Consider the following 17,670-nt stretch of genomic DNA (forward strand, 5'->3'; position numbering starts at 1 on the left):
TTCATATCGGTTTTGTTTATAATGAGGAGTGATGTTTAACTAGTGACGGAAAAGGAGTGTCCTTTAATGAATAAATCGTTGATCGATTTCGTTTACGAAATTCTTCAAAAGACTGGCGAGCAACCAGTGTCATTTGATGAGATTCGTGAGCTGATCAGACAAAACTATACGTTCGCAAGTGAAGAGGAGGAGCTCGAGAAAATCGCGCAACTCTACACGGACATGAACATCGACGGACTATTCGTCAACTTGGGAGCTAACCGTTGGGCGCTTCGTGTTTGGTATCCGTTCGATAAGTCAGACGAAGATCTCGTCATCGAAGCACGCCAGCGCGGTGAGCTCGATGAGTTCGAAGAAGAGATCGATGAGACGGATGAAGGCATCGTCGACATTGAAGACGACCTTGACGTCTTTGCAAAAGGTGAAGATTTTGACGCATCTGAGTTCGATGCTGAGGATGAAGCCGAAAAAGTGGAAGGCCTTGACGAGTTCGAGGACGAAGACTTGGACGACGACCTCGACCTTAAAGACGAGGATGATTTATAAGAGACCGCAAAAAGCCGGGCATTTGTCCCGGCTAGGCGTGTCTCTTTTTCTTTTTTGACAGTTGAAAAAAAGAAAAAATAATGACTTGACGACTGCATCGTCTCTGACGTAAATTAGTCATGGGCTAGTTTAGCACGTAACGATGCAGCAAAAGTGTCCTCCATTTCAGTGGGGGCACTTTTGCTTTTTTTGTTTTTTCGTTTCCCGTTGTGGCATTTAAGAGAGGAGAATGATGATGACAAAGTATATTTTCGTAACAGGTGGGGTAGTATCTTCACTCGGTAAAGGGATCACAGCCGCTTCACTCGCACGTCTACTCAAAAACCGAGGTTTGAACGTGACGATTCAGAAGTTTGACCCGTATATCAATATCGACCCAGGAACGATGAGCCCGTACCAGCACGGAGAGGTGTTCGTCACAGATGACGGCGCTGAGACGGACCTTGACCTCGGTCACTACGAGCGCTTCATCGACATCAACTTGTCGCAAAACGCCAACGTGACGTCAGGTCGCATCTACTCGACGGTCTTGAAAAAAGAGCGTCGTGGCGATTATAACGGGGGAACGGTCCAAGTCATTCCACACATCACGAATGAGATTAAAGACCGCGTCTTCCGCGCCGGTCGCGAGACGAACGCAGATGTCGTCATCACAGAGATTGGTGGAACAGTCGGGGACATCGAGTCGCTTCCGTTCATCGAGGCCATTCGTCAAGTGAAAAACGATATCGGCAAAGAGAACGTCATGTACGTTCACTGTACGCTCGTCCCTTATCTCCGCGCTGCCGGTGAGATGAAGACAAAACCGACCCAACATAGCGTCAAAGAGCTCCGCAGTTACGGGATTCAGCCGGATATCATTGTCCTCCGTACCGAGCACGATATCCCAGAAGAGATGCGGGAAAAGATTGCCTTGTTCTGTGATACACGTAAAGAAGCGGTCATCGAGGCACAAGATGCGTCGACGCTTTACGAAGTGCCGCTCAACCTTCAAAAGCAAGGAATGGACCAACTCGTCAACGATTACTTCGGCTTCAACACGCCGGCCGCTGACATGACGGCTTGGAAAGAGCTCGTGCACACGGTCACGCACCTCGAGAAGAAAGTCAAAATCGCTCTCGTCGGAAAATACGTCGAACTTCGTGACGCGTACATCTCGGTAGCAGAATCGCTCAAGCACGCCGGTTACGCCTTCAACGCCGACATCGATATCGATTGGGTCAACGCTGAAGAGGTGACGGCAGAGAATGTCGAGACGCTTCTCGGAGACGCAGACGGGATTCTCGTCCCAGGCGGATTTGGAGAACGCGGCATCGAAGGGAAAATCGAAGCGACGCGTTATGCGCGTGAGAACAACGTCCCATTCTTCGGGATTTGCCTCGGCATGCAGCTCGCGACGGTCGAGTTCGCCCGTAACGTCTTGAAGCTCGACGGTGCCCACTCGGCCGAAATCGATCCGACGACGAACTATCCGATTATTGATTTGCTTCCAGAACAAAAAGATATCGAGGACCTCGGCGGCACGCTCCGTCTCGGCCTCTATCCATGCAAGCTCGAGCCAGGTACGAAAGCGCACGCCGCTTACAACCAAGAGCTCGTCTACGAGCGCCATCGTCACCGTTACGAGTTCAACAACGAGTACCGTGAAGCGTTCGAGGCAGAAGGGTTCAAGTTCTCAGGAACGAGCCCGGACGGCCGTCTCGTCGAAATCATCGAGATTCCAGAGCACAAGTGGTTCGTCGCGTCACAGTTCCACCCAGAACTCATTTCGCGTCCAGAGCGTCCGCAACGCTTGTTCCACGATTTCATCCAAGCCTCACTCGGCGAGTGAGTGGCAGGTCACAGTCTATGACTGTGGCCTTTTTTCTCGGGCAAAAGGCTGATGTGCGCAACAGCTTCAGGCGGATACATGTTGCCCGAAATCCGGGTACACTAATAGTAGAACAGGGAGAGGGCGATGCGACATGCGAGAACGAACTATGATTTATGCAGGATACGGGGGAGCGCTCGTCACGCTCAGCCTGTTGCCGTTCGTCGTCTTGCCGACGCTATTATTGCCGTATCAACTCGGGTGGACCGGGATTGTATTGCTCGCACTGTCGATTGGTCTATTGCGGTCGATTCGCGAGGGCTCGAATACGTACTTGAAACAGATGCTCAAAGTCACGTTCACGTTATTTTTGTTGTTCGTCTTCGTATACTACGTCTCGTTTGGTCTCGTCTTGTACGACTCGTACGGGCTCGAGCGGTTGCTCGAACAGTATGGCGACCAGGCGATGTGGGTGTTCGCCGCCTTCAGCTTCTTGCAGCCGATCGCGCTTCCGGTCCCGGAGGCGGTCAGTGTCCCGATCGGCAGTGTCGCCCTTGGGCCGCTTCGGGCGGCCTTAATCGGGAGCGTCGCGACGACGCTCGGCATCCTCGTCATGTACGGGCTCGCTCGGTTCGGGCGGGAACGGGTGATGCGGCTTATCGACGCCGACAAGCTCGCGACGTATGACCGATACGTGGACAAGTACGGACTTGGTGTGTTGCTCGTTTTGTTCATCATTCCGATCTTGCCTGACGAGATCATTTGTCTCGCGGCTGGGTTCAGCCGGGTGCCATTTCCTCGATTCGTTTTGATCGCCATCGGCGCGAAGCTCGTCACGTCGTTCGGTCTCGCCTATTCGGTCTCGCTCGGCGAACTGTTCATCACCGGTGCGAGTCCGTTCGCCGTCGTCTCGGTGACGGCGAGTCTCTTGCTCGTCATTTTGGCGCTCGTCTGGCGGAAGCGGAAAAAAGGGAATTCGAACTGATCCCTTGAAAGAGTAGACAGCACAGATAGAGAGGACGAGGGTATGATTTGTGATGAAGAGTTACTGATTCGACCAATTGAAGTTCGCGACTTGGATCGGTTATGGGAATTGATGTATAAGGATGAGGCACCAGAATTTAAGAAATGGGACGCGCCGTATTTTGAACATCGGGCGCAGACGTACGAGGTGTACTGTCAGAATGCGGGCGAACACGTCGGCCGTGACGACATGTGGGTCATCGAGGTCGATGGGACCGTCTATGGAACGGTTTCCTTCTATTATGAAGACGCCGGACAGAATTGGCTCGAGGTCGGGATCATCCTCCATCAAGCCGACCGCTGGAATCGTGGCATCGGCACGTGGGCGCTCAAGCTATGGGTCGGCCATCTGTTTCAGACGTTGCCAACGGTCCGGGTCGGATTGACGACGTGGTCGGGCAATGAGCGGATGATGAAAGTGGCCGAGAAGGTCGGCATGCGACTCGAAGGTCGGATTCGTCAGGTGCGCGTCGTCGACGACGTGCGTTACGACTCGATTCGCATGGGCATGTTGCGAGAAGAATGGATGACAGAAAGCGCTAAGTCTCGGTAGAGGCTTAGCGCTTTTCACGTGTGGAACAATTGGCGGTATTGGAGCGGGGTCATTTGTTTGTACGTCTTGAACGTGTTGATATAGGCCGTGCATGAGGCGAAGCGATATTTCTCACCGATGGTACAAATTGGAAAATTCGTTCCGAGTAAATCGGCGATGGACGCATCGATGCGTCGGCGCCGGATTCGTTCGGGTACACTCTCGCCGACTTCCTGTTTAAACAGGGCCGACAAATAATTGTTCGATAACCCGATTTGTCGGGCGATCCACGGGAGCGATAGTTCTGGCTCTTTCAAATGCTCTTCAATCAAATGGATGGTCGTCGTGACGTTCGGGTTCGTCGACACGGGAGGGGATAGAAACGCCATCATCTTCGTCAAATGGTCGACAATGACGGGAATGGCATAGATAAAGTCGAGTGTCGTCGTCAGTTCATCGATTAAGATGAGAAGAGCGCTCGTATAATTGAGCGCGGTCTGAACGTTTGGGTTATCGACTGGAATCAGACGGATGACGTGGTAAACGAGGCCACGGTAGTAAAAACGGACACTCATGTACTCATCGGAGACCGGAAGTTTCAATAGGTCGAGCGTCAGCGTCTCGAGCAGCTGCTCGGCCCGAATCGGATGGGCGCTGCGGAGCGCACTCACGATCTGTTGATCAAGCGTATAAAAGTTATCCACATGCTGAAAATCATCGAACAAATTTTTGTCACGATGCAGATGATTCAGAAATTGGCGTTTGATTTTGTTTTCCACCGGATGAGTCACTTCTTTCGTCGTACAGTTCGGAACTGTTTATTTATCGCGTGGAACGTTCCGTTTGGTCGCTTGTTTCAACTCGGCGATTTCGCGAGCGAGCGCTTCTTCACGGGAACGTGTGGATGATTCGAGGTGGTGTTCGAGTTCCTTACTTTTTTGTCGATACGTTTCAGCGACTTCTTTCGTACGCTGTTGATGCTGATTGAGTTGTTTGTTGTACGCATCGAGATCAATTGGCTTTTTCGTCATACATCATATGCCCCTTTCAAAAGACGGTCAAACAGACAGGCGCGGTGCAAGCGAGGCTTGGCCCGCAGTTTCATCGAGGAAACGATTCCTGTCCTTAGCTTACGAAGGGGGTGAAAGGTTGGAAAGTTAGGTCAACACGAAAGAAGTGGTGAAAAAGATGAAAAATGTGACGAAATTGTGTCCGTAGCATATCCCATTTCTCACACTACTCGATGAATTGCACAAACCACAAAAAAACCGCAGACATGAAGTCTGCGGTTGAAGGCTTATTTGACGGCTTGGTCTTTGATTGGGAACCAGCCGGCACGTGTTGTGATGGCGTTCCAGAGCGGAGCCGGGACGGCGAGTTCGGCTTGTTTGTTCAAGTCGAGTTCGGTCTCGATTTCGTCTTCACGACCGTCTTTCACTTTCTCGAGCCAATCCGGGTCGATGATGAGTTCGCGGCCGAGCGCGGCGAGGTCGATGACGTTCAGTGCGTCTTCGACTTGACCTGGGCGCTGGAGCTGTCCGACTCCGATGAGCGGGACGGCACCGTTGATGCGTTTAGCGATGCGATCAATCGACCGCTCCGTCACGTTCTCGTTCCGCATTGAACCGATATTGAAGTTCCAGAGCGAGGCGTGGAGGTAGTCGAGATTTTCTTCGAGCAACATATCGATCAATACGTCCGTATCGTCGAGCGTGATGCCTGGCTCTTCGACTTCTTCAGGCGAGAAGCGGTAGCCGATTAAGAAATTGTCCGCGCCTTCAGCTGCACGTTTGACCGAGCGAATGACTTCACGCGGGAATGTGAGGCGTGCGTTTACGTCGCCACCGAAGCGATCGTCGCGTCGATTCGAGTGAGGTGAGAAGAACTGTTGAATCAAATACGTGTTCGCCCCGTGAATCTCGACGCCGTCAAAACCGGCCTCAATGGCACGACGTGTCGCTTCGCCGAACGCCTCGATGATGGCTTCGACTTCTTCAGTCTCAAGGGCGCGTGGTGTGGCGGCACCTTCACGGACCGGTGCGATGGCGCTGGCGCTTACTGGTTGTTCGTTCGGAACGAGTTCCGGAGGAGACATGCGTCCTGCATGGAAGATTTGAAGAATCGCTTTCGCGCCTTCCGCTCTCAAACTTTCAGCGAGCTGACGAAGCCCAGGGATGAACTTGTCGTCATTCACACCGAAGGCGTTCGGGAACCCTTTGCCGTCTTCGGTCACGTAAGCACACGCCGTGATGGCGAGGCCGACGTTCTTCGCTCGCTTGCGGTAATAGGCAAGTTCGTGTTCCGACACTTCACCCGTCGGTGCTGACGAATAATGGGTCATCGGCGCAAGTACGAGCCGATTGTGGAGCTCGACGCCGTTTTTGAATTGGAAAGGTTGTAACATGCGTTTCATAAAAAAACTCCTCCTTGTTGGTGATACCTTGAAGTCTAGTCTTCTCATTTTGAAATTGCGAGCGGGACGCTTTCTGAGGAGCAGGTTGCACACTCCGTGAGCGGGTCGATGGTTGAATGCTAGAAAATGGGGTATAATACAGGAGAAAAGTTGATAACCGGTTGGAGACTACAGAGAGACCACGACATGGGGGGCGAAGCCTTGTTTTGTTGTGGTCTCTTTTCGCATACATCGAACCGGATTCATTATAGGAGGGGACAAGATGGAAATCAGAAATTTCTCAGCAAAAGAACGTGCCAAACGATATGAACAGTTAACGGGTGAACGTCACGACGTGCTCGTCGTCGGCGGAGGAATCACCGGTGCCGGAATCGCGCTCGATGCCGCGTCTCGCGGAATGAAGACGGCCGTGCTCGAAATGCAAGACTTCGCAGCCGGAACATCGAGCCGTTCGACGAAACTCGTCCACGGAGGGTTGCGCTACTTGAAACAGTTCGAAGTCGCGCTTGTCGCCGAAGTCGGAAAAGAACGCGCCATCGTCTATGAGAACGGGCCACACGTCACGACGCCAGAACGCATGCTGTTGCCGATGCATAAAGGCGGCACGTTCGGACCGCTTTCGACCGCGGTCGGCTTGATGGTGTATGATTTCTTAGCGGGCGTCAAACGCGCCGAGCGACGTTTGATGTTGAAGCCGGATGAAGTCATTCAAAAAGCGCCGCTCGTCAAAAAAGACGGTCTTGTCGGTGGCGGTTATTACGTCGAATATCGGACAGATGATGCCCGTATGACGATTGAAGTCGCGAAAGAGGCGGCCAACCACGGCGCTCTCCTCTTGAACTATTCGAAAGTGACTGGTCTAATCTATGAGCAAGGCAAAGTCGTCGGCGTCCACGTTGAAGACCAAATCGACGGCAAGACGTACGATGTCTATGCGAAGAAAGTCATCAACGCGACCGGACCTTGGGTCGACGTGCTCCGCGAACAAGACGGCTCGAACAAAGGGAAGATGCTCCGTTTGACGAAAGGGATTCACCTCGTCATTGACCAGTCGAAATTCCCGCTCAAACAAGCCATCTATTTCGATACACCAGACGGCCGGATGGTGTTCGCGATTCCGCGTGACGGCAAAGCGTACGTCGGGACGACAGACACGTTCTTCGATAAGGATAAAGCTCACCCACGCATGACGACCGAGGACCGCGACTATATTTTAGAGGCAATCCACTATATGTTCCCAGACGTGAACGTGACGGCAGATGACGTCGAGTCGAGCTGGGCCGGGATTCGTCCGCTCATCTATGAAGAAGGCAAAGACCCGTCTGAAATCTCACGGAAAGATGAGGTTTGGCAGTCTGAAAGCGGCTTAATCACGATCGCCGGTGGGAAGTTGACCGGTTATCGCAAGATGTCAGAGACGGTCGTCGATTTGGTGGCGAAACTGCTCAAGCAAGAAGAAGGCATCGTCTTCCTCGCTTCGCGCACGAAACATATGCCGATGTCGGGAGGCCATGTCGGCGGTTCGAAAGGGTTCGATGACTTCTTGACGAAGAAGAAGGCTGAACTGAAAAACCTTGGTCTCGATGACGTCAAAGCCGAGCAACTCGTCCGTCTCTACGGATCGAACATCGATCGTGTCATCGAACGGATGGACTCGAACGCGTACGACCTTCCAGAGTACGTCTATGCACAACTCATGTACGGCATCGAAGAAGAGTCGGTCGTTCGGGCCATCGACTTCCTCGTCCGCCGCACCGGAGCGATGTTCTTCGACATCGACTTCGTCCGCAACTATAAAGACGGCGTGCTCCGTTGCATGGCCGATGTCTTCAAATGGTCGGATGCTCGTCTCGCTGAAGAGCGGGCCGAGATCGAGAAAGAGATTGATCTCGCGGTCGTCCCTGTCACGGTCGACTAACGAAATAAAAGGAACCTCGCCGCGGCGAGGTTCCTTTTCATATGCCTAATTCTTCATAATACGCCATGATGCGTTCGTCGAGCGCCTCGACGATGTCCGGTTCGCCGAACAAATACAGATAAAGATACGTGCCGTCCTCACGATCCACTTCTGTTTCGAGTGTCAGTGTGGTCGGTCGTCCTTTAAAGATGACATCGATTGTGCCGAGGGCGTGCACGTTCGCTTCGTCGAGTTCCGGATCAGAAGCCAGCTTTTTGATGCGGGCGATGTCACTGTCTGCGATTGGCTCATCGAACGTCTCGGATAAGACGGCGAACGTCTCCGGCAATTCCTCGAGATCGGTCTCGACGGCAGCGGCGAGCGGTATCTCTTCTTGGTCTTCCCCGAAAACGTTCACGACGAGTGCGACCATACTTCCAAGTGCCAAGACGAACAATATGTATAACAAATATGGTTTCATGATTTCGCTCCTGTTCGTTTCATGTTTTCAGTATATCAGCGTACCGGGTGTTTAGAAATAGGGAGACAATGGTATTGAAAAAGATGGAAAAGAGAAAGGCGGGGGAGTTACGATGAAACGAGCATGGGCAATCGGTGGCGTCGTCCTCATCTTATTTCTCGGTTGGCAGTTCGTCGATACGAATCGGCTGTTTGCCGACGTCTACTATACGAAAGTGCCGAGCACAAACGTCACCGACCAAGGAAAGAGACATACGTATGAAACGATTGGCTATGATGAAGACGGCAAGAAACGACCAATCACGTTCGAGGCACCGATTCGGCTGGCCGAAGGCGATTTTTTGAAACTGTATGTGAAAGACGAGCAGACGGTGACGGCCTACGAGCCGGTACCTGAGTCGGAAGTACCGGCCCAGTTAAAGGACGAACAGACCGAAGAACCGGTATCGATACCGTTGCCTTGATTTCAAAATAGGTCCGTCGCCAAACGAAATCGGATTTGGTATGGTTAGACTAGTGCAAACTATGGAGAGAAGGTAGATGGATGTCACGGATGTTGATCGCAGACGACCAAGACGGGATTCGGTTGATGTTAGCGCAAGTGTTCCAAAGCCTCGGCATCGAGGTCGACACGGCGAACGACGGACAGAACGCTTGGGAAAAGCTCGAACAGAACGGATACGATTTAGTATTGCTCGATATGAACATGCCGCGCATGTTCGGTCATGAAGTACTACGCAACATGCGCCAACGGAACATCGACACCCCGGTCATGATTATGACCGCGTTCGGGGAAAAATCGACGCTCGAAGAAGTGCAACGACTTGGCATTACCGCGCAATTTGAAAAGCCGTTCGATATTTATCGGATGATTGAAAAAGTGAAGGAAGTCCTCAAAATCACGTAATTCGTCACGAAGATGACATATGTAAACGCTTGCGCAGAGCCATTTCTATGCCCGAATAGCATAGGCACAAGTTTCGACGTGTGTTATAATGGGAACGAATTGCACGGGGGCATTTTTCCCAAAGTGCACAATAGCGAACAGACAGGAGGATGTCATTATGCCATTAGTATCAATGACAGAAATGCTTAACAAAGCATTCGAAGGCAAGTATGCAGTAGGCCAATTCAACATCAACAACCTCGAGTGGACGCAAGCGATTCTTCGCGCTGCGGAAGACGAGAAATCACCAGTTATCCTCGGTGTATCAGAAGGTGCAGCGAAGTACATGGGTGGCTTCACAACAGTTGTTAAAATGACTGAAGGTCTCATGCACGACTACAACATCACTGTTCCAGTTGCAATCCACCTCGACCACGGTTCATCTTTCGACAAGTGTAAAGCAGCAATTGACGCTGGTTTCACGTCTGTTATGATCGACGGTTCACACCACCCGATCGAAGAGAACATCGAAATGACGAAACAAGTCGTTGAATACGCACACGCTAAAGGCGCTTCAGTTGAAGCGGAAGTCGGCACAGTCGGCGGCGAAGAAGATGGCGTTGTTGGCGGCGTACAATACGCTGACCTCGACGAGTGCGTACGCGTCGTGAAAGAAGCGAAAGTTGACGCTCTTGCGGCAGCACTCGGTTCTGTACACGGAGAATACCAAGGCGAGCCTAAACTCGGCTTCAAAGAGATGGAAGAAATCGCAGAAGCGACTAAAACTCCACTCGTTCTTCACGGCGGTTCAGGTATTCCTGAGCACCAAATCAAAAAAGCAATCGAGCTCGGTCACAGCAAAATCAACGTTAACACAGAGTGCCAACAAGAATGGACTCGTGCCGTACGTGAGAAGCTCAACACGGACTCGAAAGTATATGACCCACGTAAAGTCATCGGCCCTGGTGTCGAAGCGATCTACAACGTCGTTACTGGCAAAATGCGTGAGTTCGGTTCAAGCAACCAAGCATAATCCTGTCACATCAGTCGGCTCTCTTTGCGAGAGCCGGCTTTTTTTATTGAAACGTAAGCGGTTAGGGTACCGTATATAGATGAAAAGGGGGAGTTTGCATGAAGTATCAAGAACGTTCGACAGAATCATTTTGGCGCATTTTTTATATCGTCGGTCCCATCATTATAATTGGTATGACGTTGGCCTTTGCCGCGCTGCCGGTCATTCTCATCCTCATGAATCCGAAACCGTGGTTGATTCCGCTGTTGTCACTCACTGTACTCGGCGGTTACGGCGTGTATCGTTTCTTGCAACTGTTTCGCCAGCTGTTCTGGAAAGAGCGGCACCAGTCGCACTATGAAGTGACCGCGACATATATTGAGGGGACGACGTATCGGCACGAGCCGGGTGAGTCAGTCGAGCAATCGTTCCCGCTCGACGCAATCAAGCAAGTCGTCTTCTTCCCGGCCATCGTCCGAAAGACAGAAGCGGCCATGCCGCATCCCTATAGACGACGGACGATCGAGTTGTGCCCGATGCTCGCCATCATGACTGACGAGGATTCAATGGAAATCTTGTTCGACCAACGCGATCTCGCCGCGTTCGAACAGTGGATTCAGTATTTTATCGAAGATAGCGTGCCAGTTTTCTATACACCGAAACGGCTCTACTGGATCGGGGCGAACATCGCGACACGGCGGGAGCGGTTCGATATGCTCCGTCGACCCGAAGAAATCATCCCGTTCACGTATACAGGCAATCTCGTGACCGACGAAGAGACCGCGGTCGGACTTTGGATCGAGACGCATGGGTCGGAGCGCTTAAAGGAAGGGCCGTATCAAGCGTATGAGACAAAACAAAAAAACGTGAAACGATGGACGGCAGTGGGGACGCTTGTTGGCGTTGGTTTACTCATCGGATCGATGTTCGCCATCGCCGGCTTGACGTAAAGGGTGTAGCAATTCCATGACAATTTCCTCATAATAAGAAGTGTAAGCGATCACAACACCATTCGAGGAGGAATTGTACATGCGTTTTTTCATTGATACGGCAAACGTGGAAGACATCAAGAAAGCTCATCAGATGGGCGTCATCGGGGGAGTGACGACGAATCCATCGCTCGTCGCCAAAGAAGGCGTCGATTTCCATACACGGCTACGCGAAATCTGTGAGATCGTCGGGGATCTCTCAGTCAGCGCGGAAGTTATTGCGCTCGACGCAGCGGGTATGGTGGAAGAAGGAAAGGAACTTGCGGCCATCGCGCCGAATATTACTGTCAAGGTACCGATGACGCCAGCAGGGATGGAAGCGGTCAATACGTTTTCACAGCTCGGCATCAAGACGAACGTGACGCTCATCTTTAACGCCAACCAAGCGCTACTCGCGGCTCGGGCCGGCGCGTCATACGTCTCGCCATTCATCGGTCGTTTGGACGATATCGGTCAAGATGGTCTCGACCTCGTCGAGACGATTGCCAATATCTTTGCCATCCATGGTATCGATACAGAAATCATCGCAGCTTCCGTTCGCCATCCGGTCCACGCGACGAAGGCGGCTCTCCTTGGAGCCGACATCGCCACGGTACCATACAAAGTCATCGAACAGATGATGAAACATCCGCTCACTGACAAAGGGATCGAGCAATTCTTAGCGGATTGGAACAACGCTCAATCCAAATAAGTTTGTCGCAGAAAGGTTTGATCTTCGTGGAAATTCTCCATATCGTAGGACAGCAAAAACTTGAAGGAACAGTTGACATTAGCGGTGCCAAACAGAGCGCCTTGCCTTGTCTCGTCGCAGCACTTTTGACGGAAGAACCGGTGACGATTGAGAACGTCCCCGTCATTGAGGACGTCGAAGTGATGCTCAGTCTATTACAAGAACTCGGCGTCGCGATTGAACGGGACGGGGAGCGGATGACGCTTCATGCGAAAGATGCCGTCGCCATGCCGCTGCTCGGCTCAGCGACGCGTAAAGTCCGAGCCGCTGTCTATTTGCTCGGGGTGTTTGCGGCTCGTTTTGGGAAAGGGGCCGTCGGGCTTCCCGGTGGATATGCGATTGGTCCACGACCGATCGATTTACATTTGAAAGCACTCGAACGTCTCGGCATTAAAGTCGAGAACGAGTCGGGACTTTATCATGTGAACGCCGAAAAGCTGGAAGGAAATCGAATTTATCTCGATCTCCGTTCGTTCGGGGCGACAGTGAGCGCCATGCTCGCGGCCGTGCTCGCTAACGGGACGACCGTCATCGAGAACGCGGCCATCGATCCGGAAATCGTCGACGTCGCGACGATGCTCACTTCGATGGGGGCCCATGTCATCGGGGCGGGCACCGACGAGATTCGCATCAAAGGGGTCGACAAGCTCCACGGCTGTACACACACGCTCATTCCCGATCGGTTAGAGGCTGGGACGTTCATGATTTATGGCGCGGTCGCGGGTGAAGTGACGGTTCGAAACGTCATTCCGACTCACTTAGAAGGCGTCATTCAAAAACTACTGGATTACGGGGCCGACGTCGAAGTCGGGGAAGAGACGATCACGGTGCGGGCGAACGCCTTTAAACCGATTGATATCCGTGTCTTCCACTATTCGGGGTATCCGACCGACCTGCAGCCGATCATGTCGGCCGCACTGTTGAAAGCGGACGGAACGAGTATCGTCACCGACAAGCTGTACGCCCAACGCTTCCGCCATATCGCGGAAATGCGGCGCATGAACGCACAGATTACGCTCGAGGACGCTTCGGCCGTCATTCGCGGCGGGACAACGCTCGCCAATGCGGAAATGGAATGTGCAGACGCACGGAGCGGGGCAGCCCTCGCCTTAGCTGGGCTTCAAGCGAGTGGCGAATCCACGGTGATCCATGCGGAAAAATTGAACGATTCATATGTCGATTTCGTCGGCAAACTAAAACAACTCGGCGCGCTCGTCTGGGTCGATGAGGTGTCCGAGTAAAAAGGGGAGAATTCGGGTGGAACGTAGTTTATCAATGGAATTGGTCCGAGTCACAGAAGCGGCAGCGCTATCTTCGGCTCGTTGGATGGGTAAAGGCTTGAAAGAAGAGGCGGACGATGCGGCGACGACCGCGATGCGTGAAGTGTTTGATACGATTCCGATGAAAGGGGTCGTTGTCATCGGGGAAGGCGAGATGGATGAGGCACCGATGCTCTATATCGGTGAAAAAGTCGGGAACGGCTATGGCTCGCGCCTCGACGTCGCTGTCGATCCACTCGAAGGGACGAGCATCGTCGCGACGGGAACATGGGGAGCGCTTGCCGTTCTCGCGGTCGCTGACGCCGGTGACCTTCTTCACGCGCCGGACATGTATATGGACAAGATTGCCGTCGGTCCGGAAGCGGCCGGATTGATCAGTCTCGACAACTCGATTGAAGAGAATATCGCCATCGTCGCCAAGGCGAAGAACAAGAACGTCGAAGACGTCGTCGTCACGATTTTACATCGTGATCGTCACGAAGAGATGATTCAACGTGTCCGCGCGACGGGTGCTCGTATCAAGTTGATTCCTGACGGAGACGTGGCCGCGGCCATCAACACGGCGTTCCCGAAAACGGGTGTCGATTTGTTGCTCGGTTCGGGTGGTGCGCCGGAAGGCGTCATCGCGGCCGTCGCGATGAAATGTCTCGGCGGTGACTTCCAAGGTCGCCTGCTTCCTGAAGACGAAGCCCAAGAGAAACGTTGCCAAGACATGGGCATCGCCGATACGGGCCGGATTTTGCTGTTAGACGACCTCGTCAAAGGTGAAGATTGCATCTTCGCGGCGACGGGCGTGACGGACGGGGAACTCCTCCGCGGCGTCCAGTTCACCGGGCAAGGCGGTCAGACGCACTCGGTCGTCATGCGAGCCAAGTCAGGAACGGTCCGCTTCGTCGAAGGCATCCACTCCTTGAAGAAAAAACCGAAAATGGTCATGAAACCTTAATTCTCTCGAGCTGTGGACATTGCGTCCACAGCTTTTTTGATGTGTTCCTACATATTTATTATGCGTTAGAACGGGAATAGAGAGTCAGGAGGTGTATACAAATGATCGAAGTGGAATCGCTCGTCAAAACGTTCGGGGACGTGGCGGCCGTCGATGGGATTTCGTTCTCGGTCCAGAAAGGAGAGATTTTCGCTTTCCTTGGACCGAACGGGGCTGGCAAGTCGACAACCGTGCAAATGTTGACGACGCTCGTCCGACCGACCGAAGGGAAGGCGCGGGTGAATGGATTCGATGTCGTCAAACAAGAGAAGGACGTCCGCCTGTCGATTGGCGTCGCCCTGCAAGAGACCGGAATCGACAAAGTGTTGACCGGGCGGGAACTGCTCGTCTTGCAAGGCCGGTTGTTCAAGATGACGAAACAAGAGGCGGAGACGCGCGCCGAGGAACTGCTCCGTGTCGTCTCGCTCACGGAAGCGGCCGACCGGAGAAGTGGCACATATTCGGGCGGGATGCGGCGTCGGCTCGATTTAGCGCTCACGCTCGTCCATCGACCGACCGTCTTGTTTTTAGATGAACCGACGACCGGGCTCGACCCGGCGAGCCGCATCGAGATTTGGAACGAGGTGAGACGGCTCAACGAGGAGTTCGGCACGACGATTTTCTTGACGACTCAGTACTTAGAAGAAGCGGATGAACTGGCCGACCGGATCGCCATCATCAATCATGGGAAAATCGTCAGTGAAGGGACGGCTGAGACATTGAAACGACTCGTCGGCGGCGAGACGATTGCGATGACGTTCCACAGCAATCAAGAAGCGTCTGCAGCCGCTGCGTTGTTCGGTCATACGGCGACCGGGCAACACGTGGCGTTCGAGCTCGTCAATCATACGCTGATGGAAGTCGTGCGCCAGCTCGATGAACGGTCGCTTCAACCGGAACGTCTGACCGTGAAGCAACCGTCGCTCGATGACGTCTTTTTGAAAGTGACCGGTGAGTCATATGAAGGAGGTGTGCCCGATGTGGACTGAGACATGGCTCTTCACGAAACGGAGCCTCATTACGACGATTCGGAATCCGTTTTCGTTCATCCCGAACTTGATTATTTCCGTCTTCTTCCTACTCGTTTACACGAGCGGATTATCGAGCGTCGCATCGCTTCCTCAGTTTGATGGGAGCGCCTATTTAAACTTCATCTTGCCGGTCTCCATCGTGTCCGGGGCGGTCGGTGGGGCCGGGGGGACGGGACAAGCGCTCGTCCGTGATATCGAGAGCGGCTACTTCGCCCGCTTGCTTCTGACTCCCGCGACGCGGACGGCGATCGTGCTCGGCCCGATGATTGCCGGGATGTTGCAACTGCTCGTCCAGACGCTCCTCATCTTCGGGGTAGCGTTCTTGCTCGGTTTGTCGATTCCGGTCGGTCTGCCTGGATTCTTGTTCACGGTGCTGCTTGCCATCGGATTCGGCCTTGGTTTTGCTGGTTACTCGGTCGGTGTCGCGTTAAAGACACGGAACGCTCAGGCTGCACAAGCCGGGACGCTCTTGTTCTTCCCGCTCATCTTCTTGTCGACGACGTTCGTCCCGAAAGAGTTGATTGAGGCAGAATGGCTCAAAGTAGCGGCGACGTTCAATCCGACGACGTACATCTTTGAAGGGATGCGTGCCGTCTTGACGCAACCGACGATCGACTGGAGCGCGTTATCGGCCGGACTTGCCGTCGCCGGGGCGATGAGCGTCATCATGGTCGTGTTCGCGGCGACGAACGCACGCGGTGCCTTGAAACAAAAATGACGAGCGGGGTTCAGCCCCGCTCGTCCTGGTCGATCATGAACGTCACAATCAAAAAGAGAATAAAACTGATTAACGAGACTGTGCCCCCGACGATGAAATACACAAGGGTGACGGTCTCATTCCATTGGAACGGGTTCATCGTGTAGAACCACATCCCGCTCGTCAATCCGATTGATCCGATGACGGCCGTCCACCCGTGAATCGTGACGAGCAGTTGGTTCCGGACCGCATATAAGCGATAGAAGACTCCCCAGGCGAAGACCGATAGCCAACCGGCGAGCAGAATATGGGCGTGGATCGGACGAAAGGCATAACTGCCGGCGCCCGACATATGCGACCCGAGCGCCGTCCCGATGACACCGAACAGCGCGGCGAGGCGAATCAAGCGAAGACTCCAAATCTTTTCCATGGCATAGAACAACTCCTTCAGCGTGATGGCTTTATCGTAACGAAGCCAGATGAACGGAAGATGAACGAACGTAAAAAAACGACCCAGTTCCTATGAACCGGGTCGTTTGGTCGTTTAAATTAGAGGTATGATCCTGCACCGACATAACGTGGTGCCCAGTAACCTGATGTGAAGCTCGCGTATTTCACGCCGCCTGTTTCAGAGTTGATCATTTGTGTTTTGCTGAGTGCCATTCCAACGTGTTGGATCGTGCTTCCGTTGTGTGAGAAGAACACGAGGTCGCCGGCTTGAATCGCTGACTTCGAAACTTTTTTCGAGTTAGCGTATTGCGAGCGTGAATCACGTGGGATCGATTTGTTGATGGCTTTCTTGTAAACGTGACCTGTGTAACCTGAGCAGTCAAAACCAGAAGTTGTCGTTCCGCCGTAACGGTAAGGTGTACCGAGGTACTTCTTCGACTCAGCGACAAGTTTTGTACGAGCGCTTGATGCAGAAGCAGTTGTTACTTTCTTCGCAGTCGCTGTCTTCGTGTTTGCTTTCAAGTACGTGTAAGTAGATGAAGCTGAGATATAACGGTGAGACCCTTTGTAGTTGATTTTGTAGAATGAACCAACTTTGCCAAGGTATGTATAGCGTTGGCCTTTGTTCATCGTTGTCGTGACTTTCGAGCTGAGCGACGGTGCTGTGCGGATGTTCAAGCCGTTAACTTTCGAGTAAGCGAATTTACCAGTAGCGGCTTCTGCTTGTTCACCTGTTGTGAAAGCAAGACCCGAGAAAGCGAGAGTGGCAGCGACAATAATAGATGCGAAACGCTTTAACATAGTGTATTTCCCTCCGTTTTTTAAAATAAAACCCTAAGTGGCTGTATATGATCGATGTGTGTTAACAAGATTAGAGCACAAGTTGCGGATATTACCCGGTTTCCTGTG

General features: G+C 52.8%; 20 protein-coding genes. 14 read left to right on the plus strand and 6 right to left on the minus strand.

Going from position 1 to position 17,670, the window contains the following annotated elements:
* Window positions 1-66: 66 nt before the first annotated feature.
* From rpoE to ACZ2GZ_RS02125, 4 genes are all read left to right on the plus strand, one after another.
* Entirely contained in the window at window positions 67-546 is a 480-nt protein-coding gene (gene rpoE / locus ACZ2GZ_RS02110; protein WP_029594652.1) for a DNA-directed RNA polymerase subunit delta, read from the plus strand.
* 235 nt (window positions 547-781) lie between these two features.
* The gene (locus ACZ2GZ_RS02115; protein ID WP_021066089.1) at window positions 782-2,377 is read left to right on the plus strand and encodes a CTP synthase; all 1,596 of its coding nucleotides are present in this window, start codon (window positions 782-784) and stop codon (window positions 2,375-2,377) included.
* 133 nt (window positions 2,378-2,510) lie between these two features.
* Window positions 2,511-3,341, plus strand: a complete 831-nt coding sequence (locus ACZ2GZ_RS02120) for a TVP38/TMEM64 family protein (RefSeq protein ID WP_214714460.1) — start codon at window positions 2,511-2,513, stop codon at window positions 3,339-3,341.
* 42 nt (window positions 3,342-3,383) lie between these two features.
* Entirely contained in the window at window positions 3,384-3,932 is a 549-nt protein-coding gene (locus tag ACZ2GZ_RS02125; RefSeq protein WP_214714458.1) for a GNAT family N-acetyltransferase, read from the plus strand.
* A 14-nt stretch (window positions 3,933-3,946) separates the two neighbouring features.
* On the opposite strand, the gene ACZ2GZ_RS02130 is transcribed toward ACZ2GZ_RS02125, so the two are convergent.
* From ACZ2GZ_RS02130 to ACZ2GZ_RS02140, 3 genes are all read right to left on the minus strand, one after another.
* Window positions 3,947-4,615, minus strand: a complete 669-nt coding sequence (locus tag ACZ2GZ_RS02130) for a helix-turn-helix transcriptional regulator (protein ID WP_214714456.1) — start codon at window positions 4,613-4,615, stop codon at window positions 3,947-3,949.
* 114 nt (window positions 4,616-4,729) lie between these two features.
* The gene (locus ACZ2GZ_RS02135) at window positions 4,730-4,942 is read right to left on the minus strand and encodes a hypothetical protein (protein ID WP_214714454.1); all 213 of its coding nucleotides are present in this window, start codon (window positions 4,940-4,942) and stop codon (window positions 4,730-4,732) included.
* A gap of 266 nt (window positions 4,943-5,208) precedes the next feature.
* A complete protein-coding gene (locus tag ACZ2GZ_RS02140) occupies window positions 5,209-6,324 on the minus strand; it encodes an NADH-dependent flavin oxidoreductase (protein ID WP_214830273.1) in 1,116 nt (371 codons plus the stop codon).
* A 262-nt stretch (window positions 6,325-6,586) separates the two neighbouring features.
* Here ACZ2GZ_RS02140 and ACZ2GZ_RS02145 point away from each other — a divergent pair, with 262 nt between their 5' ends.
* Window positions 6,587-8,242, plus strand: a complete 1,656-nt coding sequence (locus ACZ2GZ_RS02145; protein WP_214798688.1) for a glycerol-3-phosphate dehydrogenase/oxidase — start codon at window positions 6,587-6,589, stop codon at window positions 8,240-8,242.
* A 37-nt stretch (window positions 8,243-8,279) separates the two neighbouring features.
* On the opposite strand, the gene ACZ2GZ_RS02150 is transcribed toward ACZ2GZ_RS02145, so the two are convergent.
* Complete coding sequence (locus tag ACZ2GZ_RS02150; protein WP_029594659.1) at window positions 8,280-8,702, minus strand: hypothetical protein; 423 nt, start codon at window positions 8,700-8,702, stop codon at window positions 8,280-8,282.
* Between the two features lie 112 nt (window positions 8,703-8,814).
* On the opposite strand from ACZ2GZ_RS02150, the gene ACZ2GZ_RS02155 reads away from it, so the two are divergent.
* The 9 genes from ACZ2GZ_RS02155 (at window position 8,815) to ACZ2GZ_RS02195 (ending at window position 16,332) form a co-directional block, all read left to right on the plus strand.
* Window positions 8,815-9,165, plus strand: coding sequence for a YxeA family protein (locus tag ACZ2GZ_RS02155; RefSeq protein ID WP_029594660.1), 351 nt, complete (start codon window positions 8,815-8,817; stop codon window positions 9,163-9,165).
* A gap of 80 nt (window positions 9,166-9,245) precedes the next feature.
* A complete protein-coding gene (locus tag ACZ2GZ_RS02160; RefSeq protein ID WP_058764844.1) occupies window positions 9,246-9,608 on the plus strand; it encodes a response regulator in 363 nt (120 codons plus the stop codon).
* Window positions 9,609-9,765: 157 nt separating this feature from the next.
* Entirely contained in the window at window positions 9,766-10,620 is an 855-nt protein-coding gene (gene fba, locus ACZ2GZ_RS02165; protein WP_021066099.1) for a class II fructose-1,6-bisphosphate aldolase, read from the plus strand.
* 98 nt (window positions 10,621-10,718) lie between these two features.
* Window positions 10,719-11,549, plus strand: a complete 831-nt coding sequence (locus ACZ2GZ_RS02170; RefSeq protein WP_214830275.1) for a hypothetical protein — start codon at window positions 10,719-10,721, stop codon at window positions 11,547-11,549.
* A 79-nt stretch (window positions 11,550-11,628) separates the two neighbouring features.
* Window positions 11,629-12,279, plus strand: coding sequence for a fructose-6-phosphate aldolase (fsa, locus tag ACZ2GZ_RS02175; protein ID WP_021066101.1), 651 nt, complete (start codon window positions 11,629-11,631; stop codon window positions 12,277-12,279).
* A 26-nt stretch (window positions 12,280-12,305) separates the two neighbouring features.
* Window positions 12,306-13,559 carry a UDP-N-acetylglucosamine 1-carboxyvinyltransferase gene (gene murA / locus ACZ2GZ_RS02180; RefSeq protein ID WP_470295431.1) on the plus strand — a complete coding sequence of 418 codons (1,254 nt, stop codon included), beginning with the start codon at window positions 12,306-12,308 and terminating at the stop codon, window positions 13,557-13,559.
* A gap of 16 nt (window positions 13,560-13,575) precedes the next feature.
* Window positions 13,576-14,544, plus strand: a complete 969-nt coding sequence (gene glpX, locus ACZ2GZ_RS02185; protein WP_029594665.1) for a class II fructose-bisphosphatase — start codon at window positions 13,576-13,578, stop codon at window positions 14,542-14,544.
* 101 nt (window positions 14,545-14,645) lie between these two features.
* A complete protein-coding gene (locus ACZ2GZ_RS02190; protein ID WP_214714448.1) occupies window positions 14,646-15,572 on the plus strand; it encodes an ATP-binding cassette domain-containing protein in 927 nt (308 codons plus the stop codon).
* Window positions 15,562-16,332, plus strand: a complete 771-nt coding sequence (locus tag ACZ2GZ_RS02195; RefSeq protein ID WP_131471449.1) for an ABC transporter permease — start codon at window positions 15,562-15,564, stop codon at window positions 16,330-16,332. The genes ACZ2GZ_RS02190 and ACZ2GZ_RS02195 overlap by 11 nt, the downstream gene beginning before the upstream one ends.
* 10 nt (window positions 16,333-16,342) lie before the next feature.
* On the opposite strand, the gene ACZ2GZ_RS02200 is transcribed toward ACZ2GZ_RS02195, so the two are convergent.
* Together ACZ2GZ_RS02200 and ACZ2GZ_RS02205 are read right to left on the minus strand one after the other, a co-directional pair.
* On the minus strand, window positions 16,343-16,741 hold the full coding sequence (locus tag ACZ2GZ_RS02200) for a hypothetical protein (protein WP_131471447.1): 399 nt from the start codon (window positions 16,739-16,741) through the stop codon (window positions 16,343-16,345).
* 119 nt (window positions 16,742-16,860) lie between these two features.
* Window positions 16,861-17,562, minus strand: coding sequence for a C40 family peptidase (locus ACZ2GZ_RS02205; RefSeq protein WP_131471445.1), 702 nt, complete (start codon window positions 17,560-17,562; stop codon window positions 16,861-16,863).
* Window positions 17,563-17,670: the final 108 nt, after the last annotated feature.

Source organism: Exiguobacterium sp. KKT215, from assembly GCF_055635335.1.

What these genes read in the sequence shown, in the direction of transcription:
- ACZ2GZ_RS02140 (WP_214830273.1), bottom strand. Translation starts at nt 6,324, where the DNA reads ATGAAACGCATGTTACAACCTTTCCAATTCAAAAACGGCGTCGAGCTC.
- ACZ2GZ_RS02170 (WP_214830275.1), top strand. Translation starts at nt 10,719, where the DNA reads ATGAAGTATCAAGAACGTTCGACAGAATCATTTTGGCGCATTTTTTAT.
- ACZ2GZ_RS02135 (WP_214714454.1), bottom strand. Translation starts at nt 4,942, where the DNA reads ATGACGAAAAAGCCAATTGATCTCGATGCGTACAACAAACAACTCAAT.
- ACZ2GZ_RS02205 (WP_131471445.1), bottom strand. Translation starts at nt 17,562, where the DNA reads ATGTTAAAGCGTTTCGCATCTATTATTGTCGCTGCCACTCTCGCTTTC.
- ACZ2GZ_RS02125 (WP_214714458.1), top strand. Translation starts at nt 3,384, where the DNA reads ATGATTTGTGATGAAGAGTTACTGATTCGACCAATTGAAGTTCGCGAC.
- ACZ2GZ_RS02155 (WP_029594660.1), top strand. Translation starts at nt 8,815, where the DNA reads ATGAAACGAGCATGGGCAATCGGTGGCGTCGTCCTCATCTTATTTCTC.
- ACZ2GZ_RS02115 (WP_021066089.1), top strand. Translation starts at nt 782, where the DNA reads ATGACAAAGTATATTTTCGTAACAGGTGGGGTAGTATCTTCACTCGGT.
- fsa (WP_021066101.1), top strand. Translation starts at nt 11,629, where the DNA reads ATGCGTTTTTTCATTGATACGGCAAACGTGGAAGACATCAAGAAAGCT.
- rpoE (WP_029594652.1), top strand. Translation starts at nt 67, where the DNA reads ATGAATAAATCGTTGATCGATTTCGTTTACGAAATTCTTCAAAAGACT.
- ACZ2GZ_RS02120 (WP_214714460.1), top strand. Translation starts at nt 2,511, where the DNA reads ATGCGAGAACGAACTATGATTTATGCAGGATACGGGGGAGCGCTCGTC.
- ACZ2GZ_RS02145 (WP_214798688.1), top strand. Translation starts at nt 6,587, where the DNA reads ATGGAAATCAGAAATTTCTCAGCAAAAGAACGTGCCAAACGATATGAA.
- ACZ2GZ_RS02195 (WP_131471449.1), top strand. Translation starts at nt 15,562, where the DNA reads ATGTGGACTGAGACATGGCTCTTCACGAAACGGAGCCTCATTACGACG.
- ACZ2GZ_RS02150 (WP_029594659.1), bottom strand. Translation starts at nt 8,702, where the DNA reads ATGAAACCATATTTGTTATACATATTGTTCGTCTTGGCACTTGGAAGT.
- ACZ2GZ_RS02200 (WP_131471447.1), bottom strand. Translation starts at nt 16,741, where the DNA reads ATGGAAAAGATTTGGAGTCTTCGCTTGATTCGCCTCGCCGCGCTGTTC.
- ACZ2GZ_RS02190 (WP_214714448.1), top strand. Translation starts at nt 14,646, where the DNA reads ATGATCGAAGTGGAATCGCTCGTCAAAACGTTCGGGGACGTGGCGGCC.
- fba (WP_021066099.1), top strand. Translation starts at nt 9,766, where the DNA reads ATGCCATTAGTATCAATGACAGAAATGCTTAACAAAGCATTCGAAGGC.
- ACZ2GZ_RS02160 (WP_058764844.1), top strand. Translation starts at nt 9,246, where the DNA reads ATGTCACGGATGTTGATCGCAGACGACCAAGACGGGATTCGGTTGATG.